General features: G+C 71.6%; 17 protein-coding genes. 7 read left to right on the top strand and 10 right to left on the bottom strand.

Annotation, left to right across the window (positions count from 1 at the left end):
• The first annotated feature begins 27 nt into the window (after nt 1-27).
• Nucleotides 28-528, top strand: a complete 501-nt coding sequence (locus A6A25_RS05600; RefSeq protein ID WP_241828511.1) for an AAA family ATPase — start codon at nt 28-30, stop codon at nt 526-528.
• On the opposite strand, the gene A6A25_RS05605 is transcribed toward A6A25_RS05600, so the two are convergent.
• Nucleotides 525-1,172 carry a hypothetical protein gene (locus tag A6A25_RS05605; RefSeq protein ID WP_073886693.1) on the bottom strand — a complete coding sequence of 216 codons (648 nt, stop codon included), beginning with the start codon at nt 1,170-1,172 and terminating at the stop codon, nt 525-527. The genes A6A25_RS05600 and A6A25_RS05605 overlap by 4 nt on opposite strands.
• Nucleotides 1,169-1,915, bottom strand: coding sequence for an ABC transporter ATP-binding protein (locus A6A25_RS05610; protein ID WP_073886694.1), 747 nt, complete (start codon nt 1,913-1,915; stop codon nt 1,169-1,171). Before A6A25_RS05610 ends, A6A25_RS05605 begins: the two co-directional genes overlap by 4 nt.
• Nucleotides 1,916-2,069: 154 nt before the next feature.
• On the opposite strand from A6A25_RS05610, the gene A6A25_RS05615 reads away from it, so the two are divergent.
• Together A6A25_RS05615 and A6A25_RS05620 are read left to right on the top strand one after the other, a co-directional pair.
• Nucleotides 2,070-4,883 (top strand): aconitate hydratase, encoded by a 2,814-nt coding sequence (locus A6A25_RS05615; protein WP_073886695.1) that lies wholly within the window; start codon nt 2,070-2,072, stop codon nt 4,881-4,883.
• 430 nt (nt 4,884-5,313) lie between these two features.
• Nucleotides 5,314-6,981: a vWA domain-containing protein gene (locus A6A25_RS05620; protein ID WP_073886696.1), complete on the top strand. Its 1,668-nt coding sequence runs from the start codon at nt 5,314-5,316 to the stop codon at nt 6,979-6,981.
• A 40-nt stretch (nt 6,982-7,021) separates the two neighbouring features.
• Here the strand turns inward: A6A25_RS05620 and A6A25_RS05625 are convergent, their stop codons facing one another.
• Nucleotides 7,022-7,375, bottom strand: a complete 354-nt coding sequence (locus tag A6A25_RS05625) for a hypothetical protein (RefSeq protein ID WP_274534291.1) — start codon at nt 7,373-7,375, stop codon at nt 7,022-7,024.
• On the opposite strand from A6A25_RS05625, the gene A6A25_RS05630 reads away from it, so the two are divergent.
• Together A6A25_RS05630 and A6A25_RS05635 are read left to right on the top strand one after the other, a co-directional pair.
• Nucleotides 7,367-8,005: an MMPL family transporter gene (locus A6A25_RS05630; RefSeq protein WP_241828513.1), complete on the top strand. Its 639-nt coding sequence runs from the start codon at nt 7,367-7,369 to the stop codon at nt 8,003-8,005. The two genes, A6A25_RS05625 and A6A25_RS05630, sit on opposite strands and share 9 nt — an antisense overlap.
• Nucleotides 8,006-8,044: 39 nt before the next feature.
• On the top strand, nt 8,045-9,049 hold the full coding sequence (locus tag A6A25_RS05635; protein WP_143192973.1) for a hypothetical protein: 1,005 nt from the start codon (nt 8,045-8,047) through the stop codon (nt 9,047-9,049).
• Here A6A25_RS05635 and A6A25_RS05640 read toward each other — a convergent pair.
• From A6A25_RS05640 to A6A25_RS05670, 7 genes are all read right to left on the bottom strand, one after another.
• Nucleotides 8,997-10,601, bottom strand: a complete 1,605-nt coding sequence (locus tag A6A25_RS05640; protein ID WP_073886699.1) for an alpha/beta hydrolase — start codon at nt 10,599-10,601, stop codon at nt 8,997-8,999. The two genes, A6A25_RS05635 and A6A25_RS05640, sit on opposite strands and share 53 nt — an antisense overlap.
• 271 nt (nt 10,602-10,872) lie before the next feature.
• Complete coding sequence (gene egtD, locus A6A25_RS05645; protein WP_073886700.1) at nt 10,873-11,847, bottom strand: L-histidine N(alpha)-methyltransferase; 975 nt, start codon at nt 11,845-11,847, stop codon at nt 10,873-10,875.
• The gene (egtC, locus tag A6A25_RS05650) at nt 11,844-12,593 is read right to left on the bottom strand and encodes an ergothioneine biosynthesis protein EgtC (protein ID WP_073886701.1); all 750 of its coding nucleotides are present in this window, start codon (nt 12,591-12,593) and stop codon (nt 11,844-11,846) included. Before egtC ends, egtD begins: the two co-directional genes overlap by 4 nt.
• A gap of 2 nt (nt 12,594-12,595) precedes the next feature.
• Nucleotides 12,596-13,909, bottom strand: coding sequence for an ergothioneine biosynthesis protein EgtB (egtB, locus tag A6A25_RS05655; protein ID WP_073886702.1), 1,314 nt, complete (start codon nt 13,907-13,909; stop codon nt 12,596-12,598).
• On the bottom strand, nt 13,906-15,144 hold the full coding sequence (locus A6A25_RS05660) for a glutamate-cysteine ligase family protein (RefSeq protein WP_073886703.1): 1,239 nt from the start codon (nt 15,142-15,144) through the stop codon (nt 13,906-13,908). The genes egtB and A6A25_RS05660 overlap by 4 nt, the downstream gene beginning before the upstream one ends.
• Before the next feature lie 242 nt (nt 15,145-15,386).
• Nucleotides 15,387-17,132, bottom strand: a complete 1,746-nt coding sequence (locus tag A6A25_RS05665) for a PQQ-dependent sugar dehydrogenase (protein WP_073886704.1) — start codon at nt 17,130-17,132, stop codon at nt 15,387-15,389.
• A gap of 8 nt (nt 17,133-17,140) precedes the next feature.
• On the bottom strand, nt 17,141-17,692 hold the full coding sequence (locus A6A25_RS05670) for a Scr1 family TA system antitoxin-like transcriptional regulator (RefSeq protein ID WP_073886705.1): 552 nt from the start codon (nt 17,690-17,692) through the stop codon (nt 17,141-17,143).
• 126 nt (nt 17,693-17,818) lie between these two features.
• Here A6A25_RS05670 and A6A25_RS05675 point away from each other — a divergent pair, with 126 nt between their 5' ends.
• Together A6A25_RS05675 and A6A25_RS05680 are read left to right on the top strand one after the other, a co-directional pair.
• Entirely contained in the window at nt 17,819-18,412 is a 594-nt protein-coding gene (locus A6A25_RS05675) for a TetR/AcrR family transcriptional regulator (RefSeq protein WP_073886706.1), read from the top strand.
• Nucleotides 18,412-19,566: an MFS transporter gene (locus tag A6A25_RS05680; protein WP_073886707.1), complete on the top strand. Its 1,155-nt coding sequence runs from the start codon at nt 18,412-18,414 to the stop codon at nt 19,564-19,566. Before A6A25_RS05675 ends, A6A25_RS05680 begins: the two co-directional genes overlap by 1 nt.
• The last annotated feature ends 2 nt before the right edge of the window (nt 19,567-19,568 follow it).

Consider the following 19,568-nt stretch of genomic DNA (forward strand, 5'->3'; position numbering starts at 1 on the left):
GTACGACAATTCCGGGGGGTCGAGCCCGTGGCGGTGATCCTGGTGACCGGCATGTCCGGCACGGGCAAGTCGACCGCGTTGGGCCGGTTGGCGCGGCGGGGCTACCGGGTCGTGGACACCGACTTCGGCGACTGGGTCGAGCACGTGCCCGTCGGCGACGGTGTGGAGCGGCAGTGGCGCGAGGACCTGGTCGACGCGCTGATCGCGGAGCACGAGCGTTCGGGTCGACCGCTGTTCATCGCCGGCACGGTGTGGAACCAGGGCCGGTTCCGCCACCGGTTCGACGAAGTGGTCCTGCTCAGCGCGCCTCTGGCGGTGATGCTGGACCGCATCGCCGGCCGCGACACCAACCCGTTCGGCAAGACCGCCGGGGAACGCGCACGGGTCATCGCGGACAAGGCCGAGGTCGAGCCCCTGCTCCGGGCGTCGGCGACCGTGGAGATCGACACCCGGGCGACGCTCGCCGAAGTCGTGGACCGGCTGGCCGCACTCGCTCACCGCCGCCCCCGCCGCGACCGGCGACACTAGCCGCGGCGGGGGCCCAGTGCCGTGCCCAGCCACGTCGCGCCGGCCACGAACAGCACCGCGACCACGCCCGAGACCGCCAACGCCGACGTGACGCCATCGCCGTGGGACAGCGCCCACAGCACGTTGCCCACCGGAGGGGTGCGGCCGAACAGGAACACCAGCACGACCAGCGCGGTCGCGGCGAGGACGGACCAGCCGGCCTGCGTGATCACCGGACGGCCGCACAGCAGGCCGACGCCGACGCCGACCAGCGCGCACACCGCCAGCGCCGCGAAGCCCTGCGCCACCGTGCCGGGCGGGTACGGGCGGGGTTGCGTCACCACCGGCACCACGGTGGCGATGAGCGCCACGGCCAACGCCGCCACCACCGACAGCGTGGCCACGGCGGCCTGCGCACGCGCCCAACCACCCGCCGTGACCACGGTGATCGTCCGGCGCACCGGGTCCTCGGCGGTCGCGATGACCACCGTCAGCCACGCCGACACGGGGTAGACCAGCACGCACGTCCCGGCGTAGGCGGGCAGCGGCGGGCCGGCGTCGGAGGCGTAGAGCATCCCGAGCACGGCCGCGAACACCAGTGACGGCGGCAGCCAGCGCTGCGTGCGCAGCACGTCCACCAGCAGGTACCGCACCAGCGCCGTCACGACCGCACGCTCCGCACCGAACAGCCCAGCCGCAGCGCCTCGGCCAGCACGCCGTCGCTGAAACCGGCCCGCACCTCGACTCGCGCGCCACCGCCGACCTCGTGCGCCGCGAACACCCCTTCCAGCGCACTGATCAGCGAGAACGCCTCCCCCACCCGGTCCAGTTCGATCACCACACCACCGGGTCGGGCCGCGCCGAGCGCCACCTCACGGGCGCCCGGCAGGTCGTGCCCGTGGTGATCGGTCAGCACGACGGCGGCCCGCGACGACTTCACCAGCTCGCCGAGCACGGCACCCGCGGCGGCGTCCAAGCCGGACCACGGCTCGTCCAGCACCAGCAGGTCGGTCGCGTGCAGCGCCTGGGCCAGCGCGACCTTCTGCGCGTTGCCCTTCGACAGGGTGGCCATGGGCGCGTCCGGGTCGCCGACGAACCCCAGCGCCTCGGTCAGCTCCCACCGCACCGGCACACCGCGCACGGCGGCGAGGTGGCGCAGGTAGTCGCGGGCGGACAGCTTCACCCCGGTCGGGAACCGCTCGGGGGCGTACCCGACCGACGTGCCGCGGCTCACCCGGCCGTTCGTCGGCGCCGTCACGCCCGCCGCGATCCGCAGCAACGTCGACTTCCCCGCGCCGTTGCCGCCCCGCAGCACGACCACTTCACCGGGTTCGACGGCGAGCGAGACGTCCCGCAGCACCCACGGGCCGCGGCCGTAGCGCTTGCCGATTCGATCAAGACGCACCACGGGTGTGATGATGCCCCGACCAAGGTAGGGCCGGGTTGAAGCGGAATACAGGACACGCGTACTGTTTGGGGTGAGAGGGCATCGCACCCGCGGGTGCGGGAGACTCAGCAGTAGTTCCCCAACCGACTTTGCGCGTCACCAGATGGAGTTTCACGTGACTGCACCAGCGAGCAAGGACAGCTTCGGCGCCCGCGGCACGCTCACCGTCGGCGACGCCTCGTACGAGGTGTTCCGGCTGAGCGCGGTCGAGGGCGCCGAGCGCCTGCCGTACAGCTTGAAGATCCTGCTGGAGAACCTGCTGCGGACCGAGGACGGCGCGAACATCACCGCCGACCACGTGCGCGCGCTGGGCAGCTGGGATCCGTCGGCCGAGCCGGACACCGAGATCCAGTTCACGCCCGCCCGCGTGGTGATGCAGGACTTCACCGGCGTGCCGTGCGTGGTCGACCTCGCCACCATGCGCGAGGCGGTGACCCAGCTGGGCGGCGACCCGACCAAGGTCAACCCGCTGGCGCCGGCCGAGCTGGTCATCGACCACTCGGTGATCGCCGACATCTTCGGCAGGCCGGACGCGTTCGAGCTGAACGTGGACCTGGAGTACCAGCGCAACAAGGAGCGCTACCAGTTCCTGCGCTGGGGCCAGACCGCGTTCGACGAGTTCAAGGTCGTCCCGCCGGGCACCGGCATCGTGCACCAGGTGAACATCGAGCACCTGGCGCGCGTGGTGATGGTCCGCAACGGGCAGGCGTACCCGGACACGCTGGTCGGTACCGACAGCCACACGACGATGGTCAACGGCATCGGCGTGCTCGGCTGGGGCGTCGGCGGCATCGAGGCCGAGGCCGCCATGCTCGGCCAGCCGGTGTCCATGCTGATCCCGCGCGTGGTCGGCTTCAAGCTGCACGGCGAGCTGCCCGCCGGCGCGACCGCCACCGACCTGGTGCTCACGATCACCGAGATGCTGCGCAAGCACGGCGTGGTCGGCAAGTTCGTCGAGTTCTACGGCTCGGGCGTCGGCGCGGTGCCGCTGGCCAACCGCGCCACCATCGGCAACATGAGCCCGGAGTTCGGCTCGACCTGCGCGATCTTCCCGATCGACGGCGAGACCATCGACTACCTGAAGCTGACCGGCCGTTCCGCCGAGCAGCTGGCGCTGGTCGAGGCCTACGCCAAGGAGCAGGGCCTGTGGCACGACCCGGCCGCCGAGCCGGTGTACTCCCAGACGCTGGAGCTGGACCTGTCGACGGTGGTGCCGTCGATCGCCGGCCCCAAGCGCCCGCAGGACCGCATCGAGCTGACCGACGCCAAGGAGGCGTTCCGGCAGGCGCTGGGCGCCTACGTCGCGCACACCGACGGCGTGGCGAACTCGCCGGTGGACGAGGCGTCCGAGGAGTCGTTCCCGGCCAGTGACTCGCCCGCGCTGAGCAACGGCGACGAGGGCGGCAAGCCGCGCGTGTTCCACACCGCGGCCGAGGGCGCGGAGGGCAGGCCGTCCAACCCGGTGCAGGTGACCGTGGACGGCGCGGAGTTCGAGCTGGACCACGGCGCGGTGGCGATCGCGGCGATCACGTCGTGCACCAACACGTCCAACCCGTCGGTGATGCTGGGCGCGGCGCTGCTGGCGAAGAAGGCCGTGGAGAAGGGCCTGGAGCGCAAGCCGTGGGTCAAGACGACCCTCGCGCCCGGCTCCAAGGTCGTCATGGACTACTACGAGCGCGCCGGGCTGCTGCCGTACCTGGAGAAGCTGGGCTTCCACCTGGTCGGCTACGGCTGCACCACGTGCATCGGCAACTCGGGCCCGTTGCAGGAGGAGATCTCGGCGGGCATCAACCAGGGCGACCTGGCGGCGGTGTCGGTGCTGTCGGGCAACCGGAACTTCGAGGGCCGGATCAACCCGGACATCAAGATGAACTACCTCGCGTCCCCGCCGCTGGTGGTGGCGTACGCGCTGGCCGGTTCGATGGACAAGGACATCACCACCGAGCCGCTGGGCACCGACGCCGAGGGCAAGCCTGTGTACCTGGCCGACATCTGGCCGTCGCCGCAGGAGATCTCCGAGGTGGTCGCGTCGGCGATCTCGCCGGAGGGCTTCACCAAGGGCTACGCGGACGTGTTCGCGGGTGACGAGCGGTGGCAGTCGCTGCCCACGCCGACCGGCAAGACGTTCGAGTGGGACGCGCAGTCGACCTACGTGCGCAAGCCCCCGTACTTCGAGGGCATGCAGATGGAGCCGGCCCCGGTGACGGAGATCAGCGGCGCGCGCGTGCTGGCGCTGCTGGGCGACTCCGTGACCACGGACCACATCTCGCCGGCCGGTGCGATCAAGGCCGACTCGCCCGCGGGCAAGTACCTGACCGAGCACGGCGTCGAGCGCAAGGACTTCAACTCCTACGGTTCCCGGCGGGGCAACCACGAGGTGATGATCCGGGGCACGTTCGCCAACATCCGGCTGCGCAACCTGCTGCTCGACGACGTGCAGGGCGGGTTCACCCGCAACTTCCTGGAGGAGGGCGCGCCGCAGACCACGATCTACGACGCGTCCGAGGCGTACGCGGCGGCCGGTGTGCCGCTGGTCGTGCTGGCGGGCAAGGAGTACGGCTCGGGCTCGTCGCGCGACTGGGCCGCGAAGGGCACCTCGCTGCTCGGCGTGCGCGCCGTGATCGCCGAGTCGTTCGAGCGCATCCACCGGTCGAACCTGATCGGCATGGGCGTCCTTCCGCTGCAGTTCCCCGACGGCTCGTCGGCGGCGGAGCTGGGCCTGGACGGCACGGAGACCTTCGACTTCACCGGCATCACCGCGCTGAACGACGGCGAGACGCCGCGCACGGTGCACGTGGTGGCGACGAAGGCCGACGGCTCGAAGGTGGAGTTCGACGCGGTGGTCCGCATCGACACGCCGGGCGAGGCCGACTACTACCGCAACGGCGGCATCATGCAGTACGTGCTGCGCAAGATGGTGCGCAGCTAGTCGTTAACGCGTGACAGGGCCGTCCACCTCCGCGGTGGGCGGCCCTGTCGCCGTTCAGCGGACCCGTGCCGCAGGGCTCAGGCACGGCGCGGGCTGGTGAGGACGCGTCGTCGCCGCATTGTCGTCACAATTTCAATTTCGCCCGTAACGATCCGCAGATCGAAAACGACCGATGATTCTTTTTAACCCGATCGGGTGAACCGATTGCTCCGTGGTGAAATTCGCGTTTAACCTCTTCCTGCCGACGCATCCGACTCGCACGGAACGTCACTCGGTCGGATCTTCGCTGGTCCGCACCTGTTCGGGGACTGACTCAACCGGCTCTACCGGAATGCGCTACGTGAATCCAGAGGGGACTTCACGTCTGGTCGGCGCGCACGAGGAGGTGCGAACCGAAATGCACAAGAACACCCGAAGACGGGCTTGCGGCGTGACCGCGATCCTGTTGGCCGCACTCGCGGCACCACTGGCCACGACCACCGGGGCGGCAGCCGCGGGCGGCACCGTCAACGGTGCCAAGACCCTGGGGGCCACCGACATCACCTGCGGCGGGTCCGTCCCGGTCACCGTGACGCTCGACGCCGAGACCGGCATCGCCGGCAACCCCGTCGACATCGAACTGGTCCTCGACCGCTCCGGCAGCATGCAGGGCGCCATCGGTGACCTCAAGACCGCCGCCAAGTCCTTCGTGGACATCATCGACGAGGCCACCGACGGCTCGCTGAACGGCGTCGTGGCCAACGGCAGCCGCATCGGCGTGGTCAGCTTCGCCGACGGCGCCTCCGTCGACACCCCGCTCTCGTCCGACGCGAACGCCGCCAAGTCCGCCATCGACGCGCTCGTCGCGTCCGGCGGCACGAACCACTCCGCGGCCATCACCACCGGCCAATCGCAGCTCGCAGGCTCGGAGCCGACCAACGAGAAGATCATGGTCATCATGACCGACGGCCAGACGACCGTCGGCCCCGACGCGAGCCCGGCCGCCGAGGCGGCGCGCAACGCCGGCACCGAGATCTTCGGCATCGGCCTCGGCTCCGTGGACGCGAACGAGATCCGGGACTGGACCACCGATCCCGACTCCACGCACTACTACCAGGCACCGACCGCCGCGCAGCTCCAAGAGGTCTTCGAGGCGATCGGCGCGGCCATCGTGGTGCCCGCGGCGACGAACGTGACCGTGGTCGACACGGTGGCGCCGCAGTTCTCGGTCAGCGGCGCGGCGGTGTCCAAGGGCTCGGTCGCCCAGAACGGCAACCAGCTCACCTGGACCATGGCCGAGCTGGGCACCGAGACGGTGACCCTGACGTTCACCGCGACCCATTTCCCGTCCGCCGGTGGCGGCGCGCTCGCGGTCAACCCGACCGTCGCCTACACCGACGCCGAGGGCCACGTCGTGACGTTCGGCAACCCGACGGTGAACGTGCGCGGCTGCGCCGCGGCCATCGACGTGGAGCCGGAGCAGGAGACCAACGAGCTGGGCACGCCCGGCCAGACGCACACCGTGACCGCGACCGTCACCGACGACTTCGGTGACCCGGTGGCGAACGTCCCGGTCGACTTCTCGATCCTCAGCGGCCCGAACGCGGGCGGTACGGGCAACGGGGGCACCTCCGGCACGGGCACGGTCGACTTCACCTACCCGGCCACGCAGGGGCTCGCGGGCCTCGGCCAGGACTCGATCCGCGGCTGCTTCACCCACGCGGCGGGTCACCAGCTGTGCGACGACGTGCTGAAGGACTGGGTCGACACCACTCCCCCGGTCGTCACGTGCCAGCCGACCAACAACCCCGGCGGCGGCAACGTCCCGCCGGCCGACAACGAGGACGGGTTCTTCGTGCTGACCGCGACCGACGCGGTCGACCCGAACCCGCAGCTCTTCGTCTCCGACTCGGCCAGCTCCGCCGTCTTCGGCGGTTTCCCGACCGGCACGAAGATCAAGCTGGTGCAGGCGCCGGGTGCGACGCCGAACCAGAAGCCCGGTGTCGGTGACATCGACTGGCGCATCACGCTCAACGGCGACGCCCTCGTCTACGGCGTGGACGCGTCGGGCAACCAGTCGGCTCCGGTGAGCTGCCTGGTCCCGCCGCCGCCGAAGTAAGCGGATCCGACCGTGAGGGGCGTTCCGACCGGGACGCCCCTCACCCCACGATCGGGCCCAGGTAGCCGAGCAGCACCTTCTTCAGCTCCGCCGCCAACGCCGGCCGCTCGTCCTCGTCGGCCGAGACGATCATCGGGATCAGCCCGCCGAACAGCCGCATCGTCACCTGTGCGGTGCGGGCGCGGTCGGCGTCGGGCAGGTCCGGGCGACGTGCGGCCAGGACCGCGTCGATGCGCCCGAACACCGCGGCGTGCACGGCTCGGGTCGGCGCGGCCAGCTGCTCGGGCATGTCGGAGCGGCCGAACAGGGCCTTGAAGCCGGGGTTCGCCAGGTTCACCTCGATCATCGGCCCCGCCATCCGGTCGATCAGCTCGTCCAGCGGCAGGTGCGCCAGCTCTACCCGGCCGAGCTGGCGGACTTCCGCGACGCCCTCACCGACCGGGTGCCGCTGGTGGTCGGCCTGATCCTGGCGGTCACGTTCGTGCTGCTGTTCCTGATGACCGGCAGCGTGCTGCTGCCGCTGAAGGCGACCGCGCTGAACCTGCTCAGCCTCGCGGTGATGTTCGGCGTGGTGGTGTGGGGCTTCCAGGACGGCAACCTGGCGCACGTGTTCGGCTTCACGCCCACCGGCACGGTCGAGCCGAGCATCCCGATCCTGATGTTCTGCATCGCGTACGGCCTGTCCATGGACTACGAGGTGTTCATGGTGTCGCGGATCGCCGAGGAGTACGCGCGCACCGGCGACGAGCGCTCCGCCGTCACCACCGGGATCCAGCGCAGCGCGCCGCTGATCACGGCCGCCGCCGCCATCCTGGCCCTGTCGTTCGCCGCGTACACCACCGGCAGCGTGATGTACCTGCAGATGCTGGGCGCGGGCATGGCGGTGGCGATCCTGGTGGACGCGACGTTCGTGCGCGCCGTGCTGGTGCCCGCGTTGATGCGACTGGCCGGTCGCGCCAACTGGTGGGCGCCGGGGTGGCTGCGCCGGGCACACACCCGGTTCGGCCTGGCGGAGGGCCGCTAGGGTGGCGCCCTTATGGGGGCCGTCGTGTGGGTGTTACCGGTGTTGGTCGGGCTCGTCCTCCCGCTGTGGGAGGACGGTCCGCCGCTGGACGTCACGCTCCCGCTGGTGATCGCCGGGTTGTTGGTGAAGGCACGCGAGGTGCACGCCGAGCGGCCCGGCGCCTGGTTCCCGTTGCTGGTGACGGGTTCGACGGCGTTCGCGGTGGCCTGGTTTGGTACGTGGTACTGGCCCGCGTTCGACCTGTGGCAGTTCCTGTTCGGCCTGGTGGTCGCCGTCGGACTGGGGATCTGGGCGTGGCGTGCGCGCAGTTACGTCGTCGCCGTCACGGCGCTGGGATACCTGGCCGCGGTCTGGTACTTCCGGCAGGAGCCGGCCGAGGAGTTCGGCTGGTTCGCCTACGCGCCGCTCACGACGCTGCCCCCGTTCGGCTTCCCGCCGCACCCGGAACTGGTGGTCGTGGCCGGTGCGGTGCTCGCGCACACCAGGGTCGACCGGGTCCGGCCGTGGCACGTGGTGGCGATCGTCGGGCTGCTCGGCACGTTGTGGCACTACAGCACGCTCGCGCTGGTGGTCGCGGCGGTGGTGCTCGCGGCCTACGACCTGAGCACCCGCCGTCCCGGCGCCTGGTACCCGTTGCTGCTGGTCGGCACCGGTCTGGTGGTGTGGCCGGTGGTGGACCGGGTGTTCCTGGCGCCGGAACTGCCCGCGATGCTCGCGAACGCGCCCGGCGGGCGGAACCAGAGCGGCGGGCTCGAAGGGGTGTCCATCGCCGTGGCGGTCGGCCCGTGGACCGACTACGACGAGCTGTTCCTGGCGTTCGTCGTCGCGGTCGGGCTGGCGGTGTGGTCGTGGCGGCGCCGGAGCCCGATCATGCTGCTCACCGCCGTCGTCTACCTGGGTCTCACCTGGTTGCGCACCATGCCCGTGCAGACGGAGCTGGTCGTCCTGGCGGGTGCGGCCGTCGCCTTCGCCACGGCCGCACCCGGTGCCACTAGAACGGCTGGGCGTTGGGCTGGAACACCTGACCGCCCGCCGGGGCCTTGAGGTCGACCAGGTAGTCGGTCACCGCGGTGTCCACCCCGGCGCTGTCACCGAGGATGCAGTGCCCGAACGCGTCCACGCTGAGCAGCCGGGCGTTGCCGAGCTGGCGGACCATGCGCTTGCTGAACTCGTACTGCGTGGCCGGGTCGTAGTAGTTGCCCACCACGACGATCGGGTTCGGCGTGCGTCGGTGCCACGGCCCGTCCCAGCGGTCCGGGCGGGGCACCGGCCAGGTCGCGCAGGTGAGCAGGTCGGACGCGGCCTGCGAGCGGCCGAACGTGGGCGACTCCCGTTCCCACTTCGCGGCCAGCACGGGGAACAGCTGCGGCACGCGCGCGAACGGCTTGTCCGTGCAGTTCACGCCGTAGTACGAGTCGTCGTACAGGTACTCGGTGTCACCCGTGAGCCCGGCGCGGACGTCCGCCAAGCCGTGCTTGTTCGCCAGCGGCGGCAGCAGGTCGGCCTGCTGCTGCGCCGAGAACGTGGCGGCGCCCGGGTGCAGCACCGCGTAGACGCTCTGCAGCCACGCGGCCAGCGCCTTGAACCTGGTCGGCGCGTACAGGTCACTGCCGACCCGGCCGATGTAGCCGTCGTAGGTCACGACCTGGTTGTTCGGCAGCGTGATCGGCTGGGTGCGCAGGTGGTCGCGCACCTCGTCGAACTTGGCCCGCGGGTTGCCGTCGCTGTAGGCGCACTTGTCGCCCTCGGTGTCGCAGCGCTTCAGGAACGCGTCGAGGGCGAGCTCGAAGCCCTGCGCGCGCTGCCGGTCGTACTCGGCGCCGTTGGAGGTGCGCAGCGCCGGGTCGACGTTGCCGTCCAGGACGAGGGCGCGGGACTTGGACGGGAAGATGTTGGCGTAGGTGGCGCCGAGGAGCGTGCCGTAGGAGAAGCCGACGAACGTGAGCTGCCGGTCGCCGGCGCCCTGCCGGAGCAGGTCGAGGTCACGGGCCACGGCCTCGGTGGACATGTGGTTCAGCAGCGGGCCCGCGTTGCGCGCGCACGCGTCGGTGTAGTCCTCGGTCGCGTCCATGGTGTCGCGGATCTCGGTGCGGGTGACCGGGACGGCGGACATGCGGCCGAAGACCTCGTTGGCCTCTTCGAGGGTCTTGAAGCAGCGCAACGGCGAACTGCGCCCGACGCCGCGCGGGTCGAACCCGATCAGGTCGAACCGGTTCATGACCTCCGGCTGGAAGAACGAGCTGCCGTAGGCGGAGTAGATGAGGCCGGCACCACCCGGGCCGCCGGGGTTGATGAACAGCGAGCCGACCTTGTTCGCCTGGTCGTCGGCCGGGCGCTTCATCAGCGCGATGGTGATCTTGGCGCCGGTGGGCTTGCGGTGGTCCAGCGGCACGGGGTGGTTGGCGCAGGTGACCTTGTCGCGCTGCGCGGCGGGGATCTCGGCGAGGACGTCCTCGGCGCAGGTGGTCCACTGGATCGGGGTGGCGCCCTGTGCTTCCTGGGCTTGCCGGGCGGCGGCGGTACTGGTTCCCGCGAGGCCGGACACCGTAGTGCCCACGGCCAGCGCGAGGACCAGCGCTCTGGTGCGGAGTTGCATGCGGTAGCGCTCCCTCGGTTCGCTCGACGTCGCCCCTCGGTGACACCGCGACGCCATCGCGCGATGGCTTTCACTCGATCGTGGCCGGCACTACCCGCAGAACGGAGGATTCGCGCCCTACCGACGGCGTGTCCTACGTTCCCGTCACGCGTGTCCTACGTTCAGAACACCCGAGTTGAACGCTCAGAACACGGGCCGGCTGTTCTGAGCGTTCAACTCGGGGTACGCGAACGTAGGACACGCGCGTTCCGAACGTAGGACACGCGGGTGGTCAGGGGAGGGCGCGGGCCAGGGTCAGGGCGAAGCGGCCCGCCGGGTCGGTCCACCAGCGGTGCAGGGTGAAGCCGGCGGCGGACAGTTCGCGGGTGACGGTTTCGCGGCGGAACTTGGCGGAGACTTCGGTGCGGAGTTCCTCGCCCTCGGTGAATTCGACGTCCAGGGACAGGGCTGCCACGTGGGCCTTGACCGGGCGCAGGGCGCGCAGGCGCATTTCGATCCACTCCTCCTCTGCGTTCCACAGCGCCACGTGTTGGAAGTCGGAGGGGTCGAAGTCGGCGTCCAGCTCGCGGTTGATCACGCGCAGGACGTTGCGGTTGAACTCCGCGGTGACGCCCTGTGCGTCGTCGTACGCGCGCACGAGGGTGTCGGGGTCCTTCACCAGGTCCGTCCCGAGCAGCAGCCACTCCCCCGCGTTCAGCACGTCGCGCACGGAGGCGAAGAACTTGTCCCGCTCCTCCGGGATCAGGTTGCCGATCGTCCCGCCCAGGAACGCCACCACCCGGGGCGGCACGCCGGGCAGCAGGCCGAGGTGCTCGGTGAAGTCGCCGACCACCCCGTGCACCCGCAGGCCCGGGTACGCGGCCATGATCGCCCGTGCCGCCTCCGTCAACGCCGACGGCGACACGTCCAGCGGCACGAACTCCTGCAACGTGCCGTGCGCCCGCAACGCGTCCAGGAGCAGCCGGGTCTTCTCCGACGAACCCGAACCCAGCTCCACCAACGAGTGCGCGTCGGTGAGCGACGCGATCTCCGCCGCCCGCGCCACCAGGATCTCCCGCTCCGCGCGGGTGGGGTAGTACTCCGGCAGCCGGGTGATCTCCTCGAACAGCTCACTGCCGACCGCGTCGTAGAACCACTTCGGCGACACCCACTTCGACCGCGCGGTCAGCCCCGCCCTCGCCTCGGCGCGCAGCGCGATCGCCGCGTCCTCGGGGGTCAGGTGCACGTCCAGCACAGGCTCGGTCATCCTCGTCCAATCGGTTGAACGTCCACAGTAGACATATCTGCCGTGACGACGTGCCCGTCGGGCACCTCCCGCCAGCGCGGGTCGTCGTCCAACGGCTCGGAGGCCAACGTCACCGCGCCGTCACCGGAACGCACCCACAGCGAGTGCGTCCACGTCGTGCCGGCGAGCACGGTCCCGTTGGTGAGCAACAGGTTCAGCCGCGAACCGGGCGCGGCGGCGGCCACTTCGGACACGACGGACGCCAGCGCGGCACCCGGCGCGGCTCCCGCGGCGAGACGGGACCGCACCAACGCCCACAGCAGCGCGGCGTCGGTCGGCGCGTCCAACGTCAGCAACGAGGCCACGGGCAGCGTCTTGGCCACGTCGACCACGGACTCCGGCCAGTCGGCGACCCGCCCGTTGTGGCTGAACAGCCACTGCCCGTCGGTGAACGGCGCGCACGCCGTGTCCGCCACCGGCATGCCGACCGTCGCCGAGCGCACCGCCGCCAGCACCGCGCCGGACACCGTCACCCGGCTCAGCGCGAGCAGGTTCTCGTCCGACCAGATCGTGCCCGCCCGGCGGTAGCGCACCGCCGGACCGCCCGGCGCGGGGTACCACCCCACGCCGTAGCCGTCCACGTTCACCGTGCCGCCGCCGCGCATGTCCCGCGGCGAGTACGACTGCCGAACCAGCGAGTGCGGCGGGTCGTGCACGAGCGCGGCGACGGGCACGGCGGGGCCCAGGTAACCCAGGTGGCGGCACACGGTCAGGCCAGTTCGTCCCGCGAGGCGTCCCGCGCGCAGCGGAAGCCCGAGAAGATCTGCCGCCGGATGGGGTAGTCCCAGTTCCGGAACGTCGACCGCACCGCCGCCTGGTCGCTGCCGAACGACCCGCCGCGCAGCACCTTGTAGTCCGGCCCGAAGAACACCTGCGAGTACTCCGCGTACGGGAACACCTCGAACCCGGCGTACCCGTGGAAGTCGGAGCTGGTCCACTCCCACACGTCACCGATGAGCTGGTGCACCCCCAGCGCGGACGCGCCCGCCGGGTACGCGCCGACCGGGGCCGGCGTGAGGTGCCGCTGGTTGAGGTTGGCGTGCGCCTCGGTCGGGTCCTCGTCGCCCCACGGGTAGCGGCGGGACCGGCCGGTCGCCGGGTCGAACCGGGCCGCCTTCTCCCACTCCACCTCGGTCGGCAGCCGCTTGCCCGCCCACCTCGCGTACGCCTCGGCCTCGTAGTAGCAGACGTGCACCACCGGCTGGTCGGGGTCGAGCGGCTCCGTGCGGCCGAACGCCGTGCGGTACCACTGGTCGCCGATCCGTTCCCAGAACCGGGGCGCGACCAGCGAAGCCTTCTGCACGTGCGCCCAGCCGGCCTCGCTCCACCACCGAGGGTCCTGGTAGCCACCGTCGGCGATGAACTCCGCGTACGCGCCGTTCGTCACCGGCGTGGTGTCGATGAAGAACGGCTCGGTGACGACCTGGTGCGCGGGCCGCTCGTTGTCCAGCGCCCACGCCTCGGTGGACGTGCCCATGGTGAACGGCCCGCCGGGCACCAGCACCTCGGCCGGTCCGACGGGGCCACCGCGCGGCGGCGGTGGCGCGTCCAGCACCGGCTCGCCGACCCTCAGCTGGTGCGTGGCCAGCATGGTCTCGTCGTGCTGCTGCTCGTGCTGCACGATCATGCCGAACGCGAACCCGCCGTCGACCAGCCGGTGGCCTTCCAGCGGCGTGCGCTCGAGCACGTCGAACACCTTGTCCCGGACCTCGCCGACGTACTTGCGCGCCTCGGTCGGCCCGAGCAGCGGCAGTTCCGGCCGGACCGACCGGGCGTGCTTGAACGCGTCGTACAGCTCGTCGATGTCCGCCCGGACCGGCTCACGCCCGCCGACGTCGCGGACCAGCCACAGCTCTTCCTGGTTGCCGATGTGCGCGAGGTCCCACACCAGCGGTGACATCAACTTGGAGTGCTGGCGGACGAGGTCGTGGTCGTCCACCGCGTCGGTGAGCTGCCTGCTGCGGTCGCGGGCCCTGGTGAGCTGGGCGGCGACCCGGTCGCGCAGGTTCTCGGTGCTGGTCATGAACGGCCCCCTCCGGTCTTCTCAGCGAGCGTGCGGTGCAGTTCTTCGGCGATCGCGTCGGTCTGGCCGACCGACAGGTCGGTGTCGGACAGCGCGGCGCAGCCCAGTTCGACCACGTCGCGCGCCGCACGGGCGAGCACCGGGTCGTCCAGGCCGTACCGCGCGGCGGCGAGCCAGCGGTTCGCCGCACCTTCGGTGGCCGCGAGCACACCGTCCACCGCTTTCGGCGTGCCGAACAGCGCCGCCATCAGCACGACCGGTGGCAGCCACCGGCCGTGCGGCGGGGAGTCCAGGTAGCGGACCTCCAGGTACCCGCGCGGCCGAACGGGCGGGAACTGCAGGGTGAGGTGGTAGTCGAGGTCGTCGGTGGTCGCCGGGCGGTCCAGCGCACCGTCGATCCAGTCGGCGAAGGTCAACCGGTGCGGCGGCAGCCAGTTCGGCCCCGGTCTGCGCACCGCGATGACCGGCGTGTCGAGCACGCGCCTGGCCCACGCGTCGGCCGGTCTCGCGCACACCGCCGCCGGGCGCGTGCGCACCGGGTCGGTGGCGTAGAGGGTCCGCATCCGCGCGCTGGCCCAGTCCGTCCGGCGGCCGTTGACGCCCGGCGAGTTGGCGAACAGGGCGGTCACGACGGGTCCGAGCGCGTGCACCGCGGCCCACCGCAGGGGCAGATCGTCGGCCTGCCCGAAGTCGAGGCAGACCTGGAGGCCCGCGGTGCTGCACATCATCGTGATGCCCTCGGGCCCGAGCGGGGCGAAGGCGTGTTCCATGGCCGCGTAGCGCGGGACCTGGAGCATCCGGCGCGGCGGGCGGAACGGGTCGGCGCCGTGCTGGCCGAGCCGCAGACCGGCCGGTTCGAGCAGGCTGTTGAGGTGGTCGATGTCCGCCGCGACGGTCTTGAGCAGGTCCGTCAGGGAATCGCGTGGCGGGGTGGAGATCTCGACCTGGCCACCCGGTTCCACGGTCAGCGGGGTGCCGGAGGGCAGTGGCCGCTGCGGGCTGTCGGGGACGAGGGTCGGCGGTGCGTGCGGGCCGAGGGCGGACGCGAGGGTCTTCGCGTCGAGCGGCCGGGTGGGATCTTCGACGTGGTGGACGGTCCATTCCAATTCGACTCCGAGCAGCCTCGGAGGTCCGTGCTTGAAGCAGACCGAGGCGACGTAGGCCTCGGCCTCCGCTCGATCCCGGAACACCGCCGGGGTGGGCCCCGGAGCCGGGGCATTACGGACAGCAGTCACTGGTGGCACTCCCCGTGATCAATCTCGTCCGTTCGACGCTACACGCAGGCACCGACACTCGCAGCTGTGCAAAACCCTTACGGATCAACGACATGTCGGTTGACGGACGGGTCGCCGGCGGCCGGTCGGGTGGCCGCGGACGCCGGTCCGGCGGCCACCGTGCTGCTCCTTGTGGGCGTTTTCGCAGTACTAAACGGACGATCCGGTCACGGGGTGAACAGCTCGTGGCATCCGGGTGACCGTCAAGACCCCGGGTATTCGACATCGACGTGCAGCACGCGGTCGTTGTCCACCACGTCGTCCAGGTCCCACGTGGTGGTCAGCCAGAGGTCGCCCTCGCGGTCCACCTCCAGCGTGCGCAGCCGCCCGTACGCGCCTTGGAAGTAGACCTGCTGGTCGACCAGCTCGTCGCCGTCGATGCGCAGCCGGTAGATCCGCCGCCCGACCGTGGTCGCCACGAACAAGTGGTCGTTGATGATCGCCAACCCGCTCGGCCCGGCGGCCGACGTCGGCCACGTCTTCTTCGGCGCCACGCTGTCGTCGCAGTACCCGGCCGTGCCCTCGCACCCCGGCCAGCCGTAGTCGGCACCCCGCTCGATGAGGTTGAGCTCGTCCTGCGAGTTGTTGCCGAACTCGGTGGCCCACAGCCTGCCCCGCGAGTCGAAGTCCAGGCCCTGCACGTTGCGGTGCCCGTAGCTCCAGATCGCCTTGCCCGGGAACGGGTTGTCCGCCGGGATCGACCCGTCGGGGTGGATGCGCAGGATCTTGCCCGCGTTGGTGTCCAGGTTCTGCCCGTAGCTGCCGTTCTGCGCGTCACCGGTGGAGACGAACAGGTACCGGCCGTCCGGGCTGAACCGCAGCCGCCCGCCGTTGTGGTAGCGGTTCTTCGGCATGCCGCCGAGGATCGTGGTCCAGCCCGACAGCTCGCCGCCGACCAGCCTGGCCCGCACGACCTGGTTGCCGCCCGCCGCCGTGTGGTAGACGAACACGAGCCCGTCGGCGGCGAACGTCGGCGAGACCTCGACGCCCAGCACGCCGCCCTCGCCGTCGGTGCCCTGCGCGCCCGGCACCCGGCCGACGTCGATCCGCCTGCCGTCCGGGAAGAGCCGGTAGATCGTGAACGCCTCCCGCTCGGACACCAGCGCCGAACCGTCGGGCAGGAACGCCAGGCCCCACGGCACGTCGGTGCCCTCCCGCAACGTGGTCACCGCGCCGAGCTCCGGCTCACCGGCGGGCGCCGTGCCACCGGGTACGGCGATGACCTCCTCGCTGAACGGCGAGAGGTTGCCCGCCGCGTCCTGCGCCCGCACGCTGAACCGGTACCCGGTGCCGGCGGCCAGGCCGTTGACGGTGGTGGCCGGGCCGTCGGCCGTGCCCGCCTGCGCGCCGTCGCGGTGCACCACGTACCCGGTCACGCCGACGTTGTCGGTGGCGGCGTCCCAGGCCAGCGACACGCTGGTCGACGACCGGCCGGTGACCCGCACGTTGACCGGTGCGGTGGGCGACTCGTTGTCCAGCACCACGCTGTCGGTGCGCACCACGACGTTGTTGCTGGCCCGCGAGACGTTGGGCGCGGCGTCGCGCGCGAAGACGGTCCAGTCGTACCGGGTGTCGGCTTCGAGCCCGATGACGGTGGCCTCCAGGGTCGTGCCGGACACGCTCACCATCAGCTGGCCGTGCTGGTAGACGTCGTACCCCACCACGCCGACGTTGTCCACGGACGGGTCCCACGCCAGCGAGACGCTGTGCTCGGTCTTGCCGGTGACGCGCAGGTTGCGCGGCGGCGTGGGCGGGACGATGTCGGTGGCCGCGGAGACGCGGTCGGTGCTCGGCCCGCTGTGCCGGGCGACCTCGGACAGGTCGCCGGTGAGCCCGCTCGCCGCCGCGCCGGAGGCGGCGAGCAGGGACAGCGCCGTCGCGATCGTGACCGCGAGCCGTCGTCGCCGGGTGTCCGGCACCGGACGCGAGCGCAGCGTGTGCGATCCCATCGGTCCCCCTACCGGTTCCGGTAGTGCGCGGCTTGGCCGCGCAACCGCGCCCGTGACGACGGCACGTCGAGCGCGATCCGGTCCAGCACCTCGGCCTGGCGGCGCCCGTCGGGCAGGGCGAACGACGACCGCAGCGCGCCGGCGTGACCTGCGGCGAACGGCACCAGCCGGACCGGCGCGTCGGTCCGGTCCGCGAGCGCGTCCAGCTGGTCGGCCATGACCGCTTCGTCGCCGACGCGGACGTGCAACGCGGCCTCGTGCACGAAGAACCGGGTGGCGGTGTGCGGCAGCCGGTCGACGCCGGTGCCGCCCGCGTCGTCGCCGAGCGCCAGGGCGTAGGCGGGCGTGCGCAGCGGCTCCGGGACGCACAACGCCTCGAACACCACGATGGCACCACCGGGCGGGGCGTCCGCGACGTCGCCCGGACGACGGCCGACGAGCCTGATCAGATCGATCAAGTCCGGGCCGTGCCGACTGCGGTCCACCGTGGACGGTCGGCTCGACCAGCCCAATCCCGGCACCAGCCTCAGCGGCGGCCGGATGTCCTCACCTGCGGTCACGGTGCGCCACCGTAGTGACGACGACCTGGGGTTTCGAGCCGAGACGGCGAAGTACACCCCAAAGTGGACCCGGCAAGCCGTACGTACTGATTGGATTTCGTCCGGCGGCCCTGGCAACATCGACAGGTGCCCAGGGTGAGCCAGGACCACCTCGATGCCCGTCGACGTCAGATCCTCGACGGCGCCCGTGCGTGTTTCGCGCGTTTCGGCTACGAAGGCGCGACCGTGCGCCGTCTGGAAGAGGCTACCGGCCTGTCCAGGGGCGCGATCTTCCACCACTTCCGGGACAAGGAATCGCTGTTCCTCGCCCTGGCCGAGGACGACGCGCTGCGCATGGCGGAGGTCGTCGCCGAACAGGGCTTGGTGCAGGTGATGCGGGACCTGCTGTACCCGCCCGACCCCGACGACCTGGAGCACCCGGCCGACTGGCTCGGCACCCGGCTGGAGGTGTCGCGCCGGCTGCGCACCGACCCGGAGTTCCGGGCGCGGTGGGCGGAGCGGTCGCGGCAGCTGACCGACGCGACGCGGCAGCGGCTGGAGCGCCAGCGCGAGGCCGGGAACCTGCGCGACGACGTGGACGTGGACGTGCTGACGTCGTTCCTGGAACTGGTGCTGGAGGGCCTGGTGTCGCACCTGGCGATGGGCCTGCCCGCGGACGACCTCGAACCCGTGCTGGACCTGGTGGAGGAGAGCGTGCGCCGACACCGGCGCAAGACCTGATGGGTCGCTACCTCTGGGCGGCCGGCCTCGCCCGGCTGGCCGACGAGATGGTGGCCGTGGCCGTGGTGCTGCTGGCCTTGGCGCGCAGCGGGTCGCCCGTGCTGTCCGGCGCGGTGATCGCCGCGTACACCGTGCCGTCGATCCTGTCCGGGCCGCTGCTCGGCGCGTGGCTCGACCGGGCGCGGCGGCCGGTGGCGGCGTTGGCGGCCAACCAGTTCGTGCTCGCCGCGATGGCGGTGGCCATGGTGTTCGCGCCGGCGCCCTGGCTGGTGCCCGCGGCGTTCGTCGCGGGCATCACGTTGCCGATGACCAGCGGCGGGTTCACCAGCCTGGTCCCGCGCCTGGCCACCGACCTGCCCAAGGCCACCTCGCAGGACGCGTTGCTGTTCAACGCGGCGGCGATCGCCGGACCGGGGTTGGCCGGTGTGTTGAGCACGGTCGCGTCGCCCGCCGTCGCGGTGGCCGTGGTCGCCGCGCTGTCGTTGGCCGGCGGGCTGTGCACGACCGCGTTGCACGTGCCGCCGCACCCGCCCGGCGACCACCCTTCGCTGCGTGCCGCGATCAAGAAGGGCCTGCGGCACCTGGCCACCACGGCGCCGTTGCGCGGCGCGACGATCGCGTCCGTGGTCGGGTACGGGTCGGTCGGCATGCTCGCCACGGCGCTGCCGCTGCACGTCGGCGCGCTCGGCGTGGACGGCGACCAGGCCGGGGTGGTGTGGGCCGTGTTCGAGGTCGGCGCCGTGGGCTGCCTCCTGGTGGTCCGCCGGTGGCTGCACCTGTGGCGACCGGAGCGGGTGGTGTTCACGACCGTCGCGCTGTACGGCGTGACGCTCGCGCTGTGGCCGCTCGCGCCCCACTTCCCGGTGTTGCTGGTGCTGGCGCTGGTCAGCGGGCTCGCGCAGGGGCCGGTGCTGACCGCCACCATCACCGCGCGGCAGCGGTACACGCCGGGTGCGCTGCTCGGCCAGGTCTCCACCACGGGGGCGAGCCTGAAGATCGGGGCCTACGCGGTGGGCGCGGCGGGCGGCGGCGCGCTGCTCGCCACGTGGTCGCCGACGTCGGTGATCTTGCTGGTCGCGGCGGGCCAACTCGTCGGCGCGTCACTCGGAGCAGTCACCTCTAGGCCGACGCGGACCGTCTACGTGACCCCATAGGA

Source organism: Saccharothrix sp. CB00851 (genome assembly GCF_001905065.1).
Lineage (GTDB): Bacteria > Actinomycetota > Actinomycetes > Mycobacteriales > Pseudonocardiaceae > Actinosynnema.

Coding starts and splice junctions, on each gene's coding strand:
- A6A25_RS05640 (WP_073886699.1), bottom strand. CDS start 10,601: ATGCAACTCCGCACCAGAGCGCTGGTCCTCGCGCTGGCCGTGGGCACT.
- egtD (WP_073886700.1), bottom strand. CDS start 11,847: ATGACCGAGCCTGTGCTGGACGTGCACCTGACCCCCGAGGACGCGGCG.
- egtB (WP_073886702.1), bottom strand. CDS start 13,909: ATGACCAGCACCGAGAACCTGCGCGACCGGGTCGCCGCCCAGCTCACC.
- A6A25_RS05665 (WP_073886704.1), bottom strand. CDS start 17,132: ATGGGATCGCACACGCTGCGCTCGCGTCCGGTGCCGGACACCCGGCGA.
- A6A25_RS05680 (WP_073886707.1), top strand. CDS start 18,412: ATGGGTCGCTACCTCTGGGCGGCCGGCCTCGCCCGGCTGGCCGACGAG.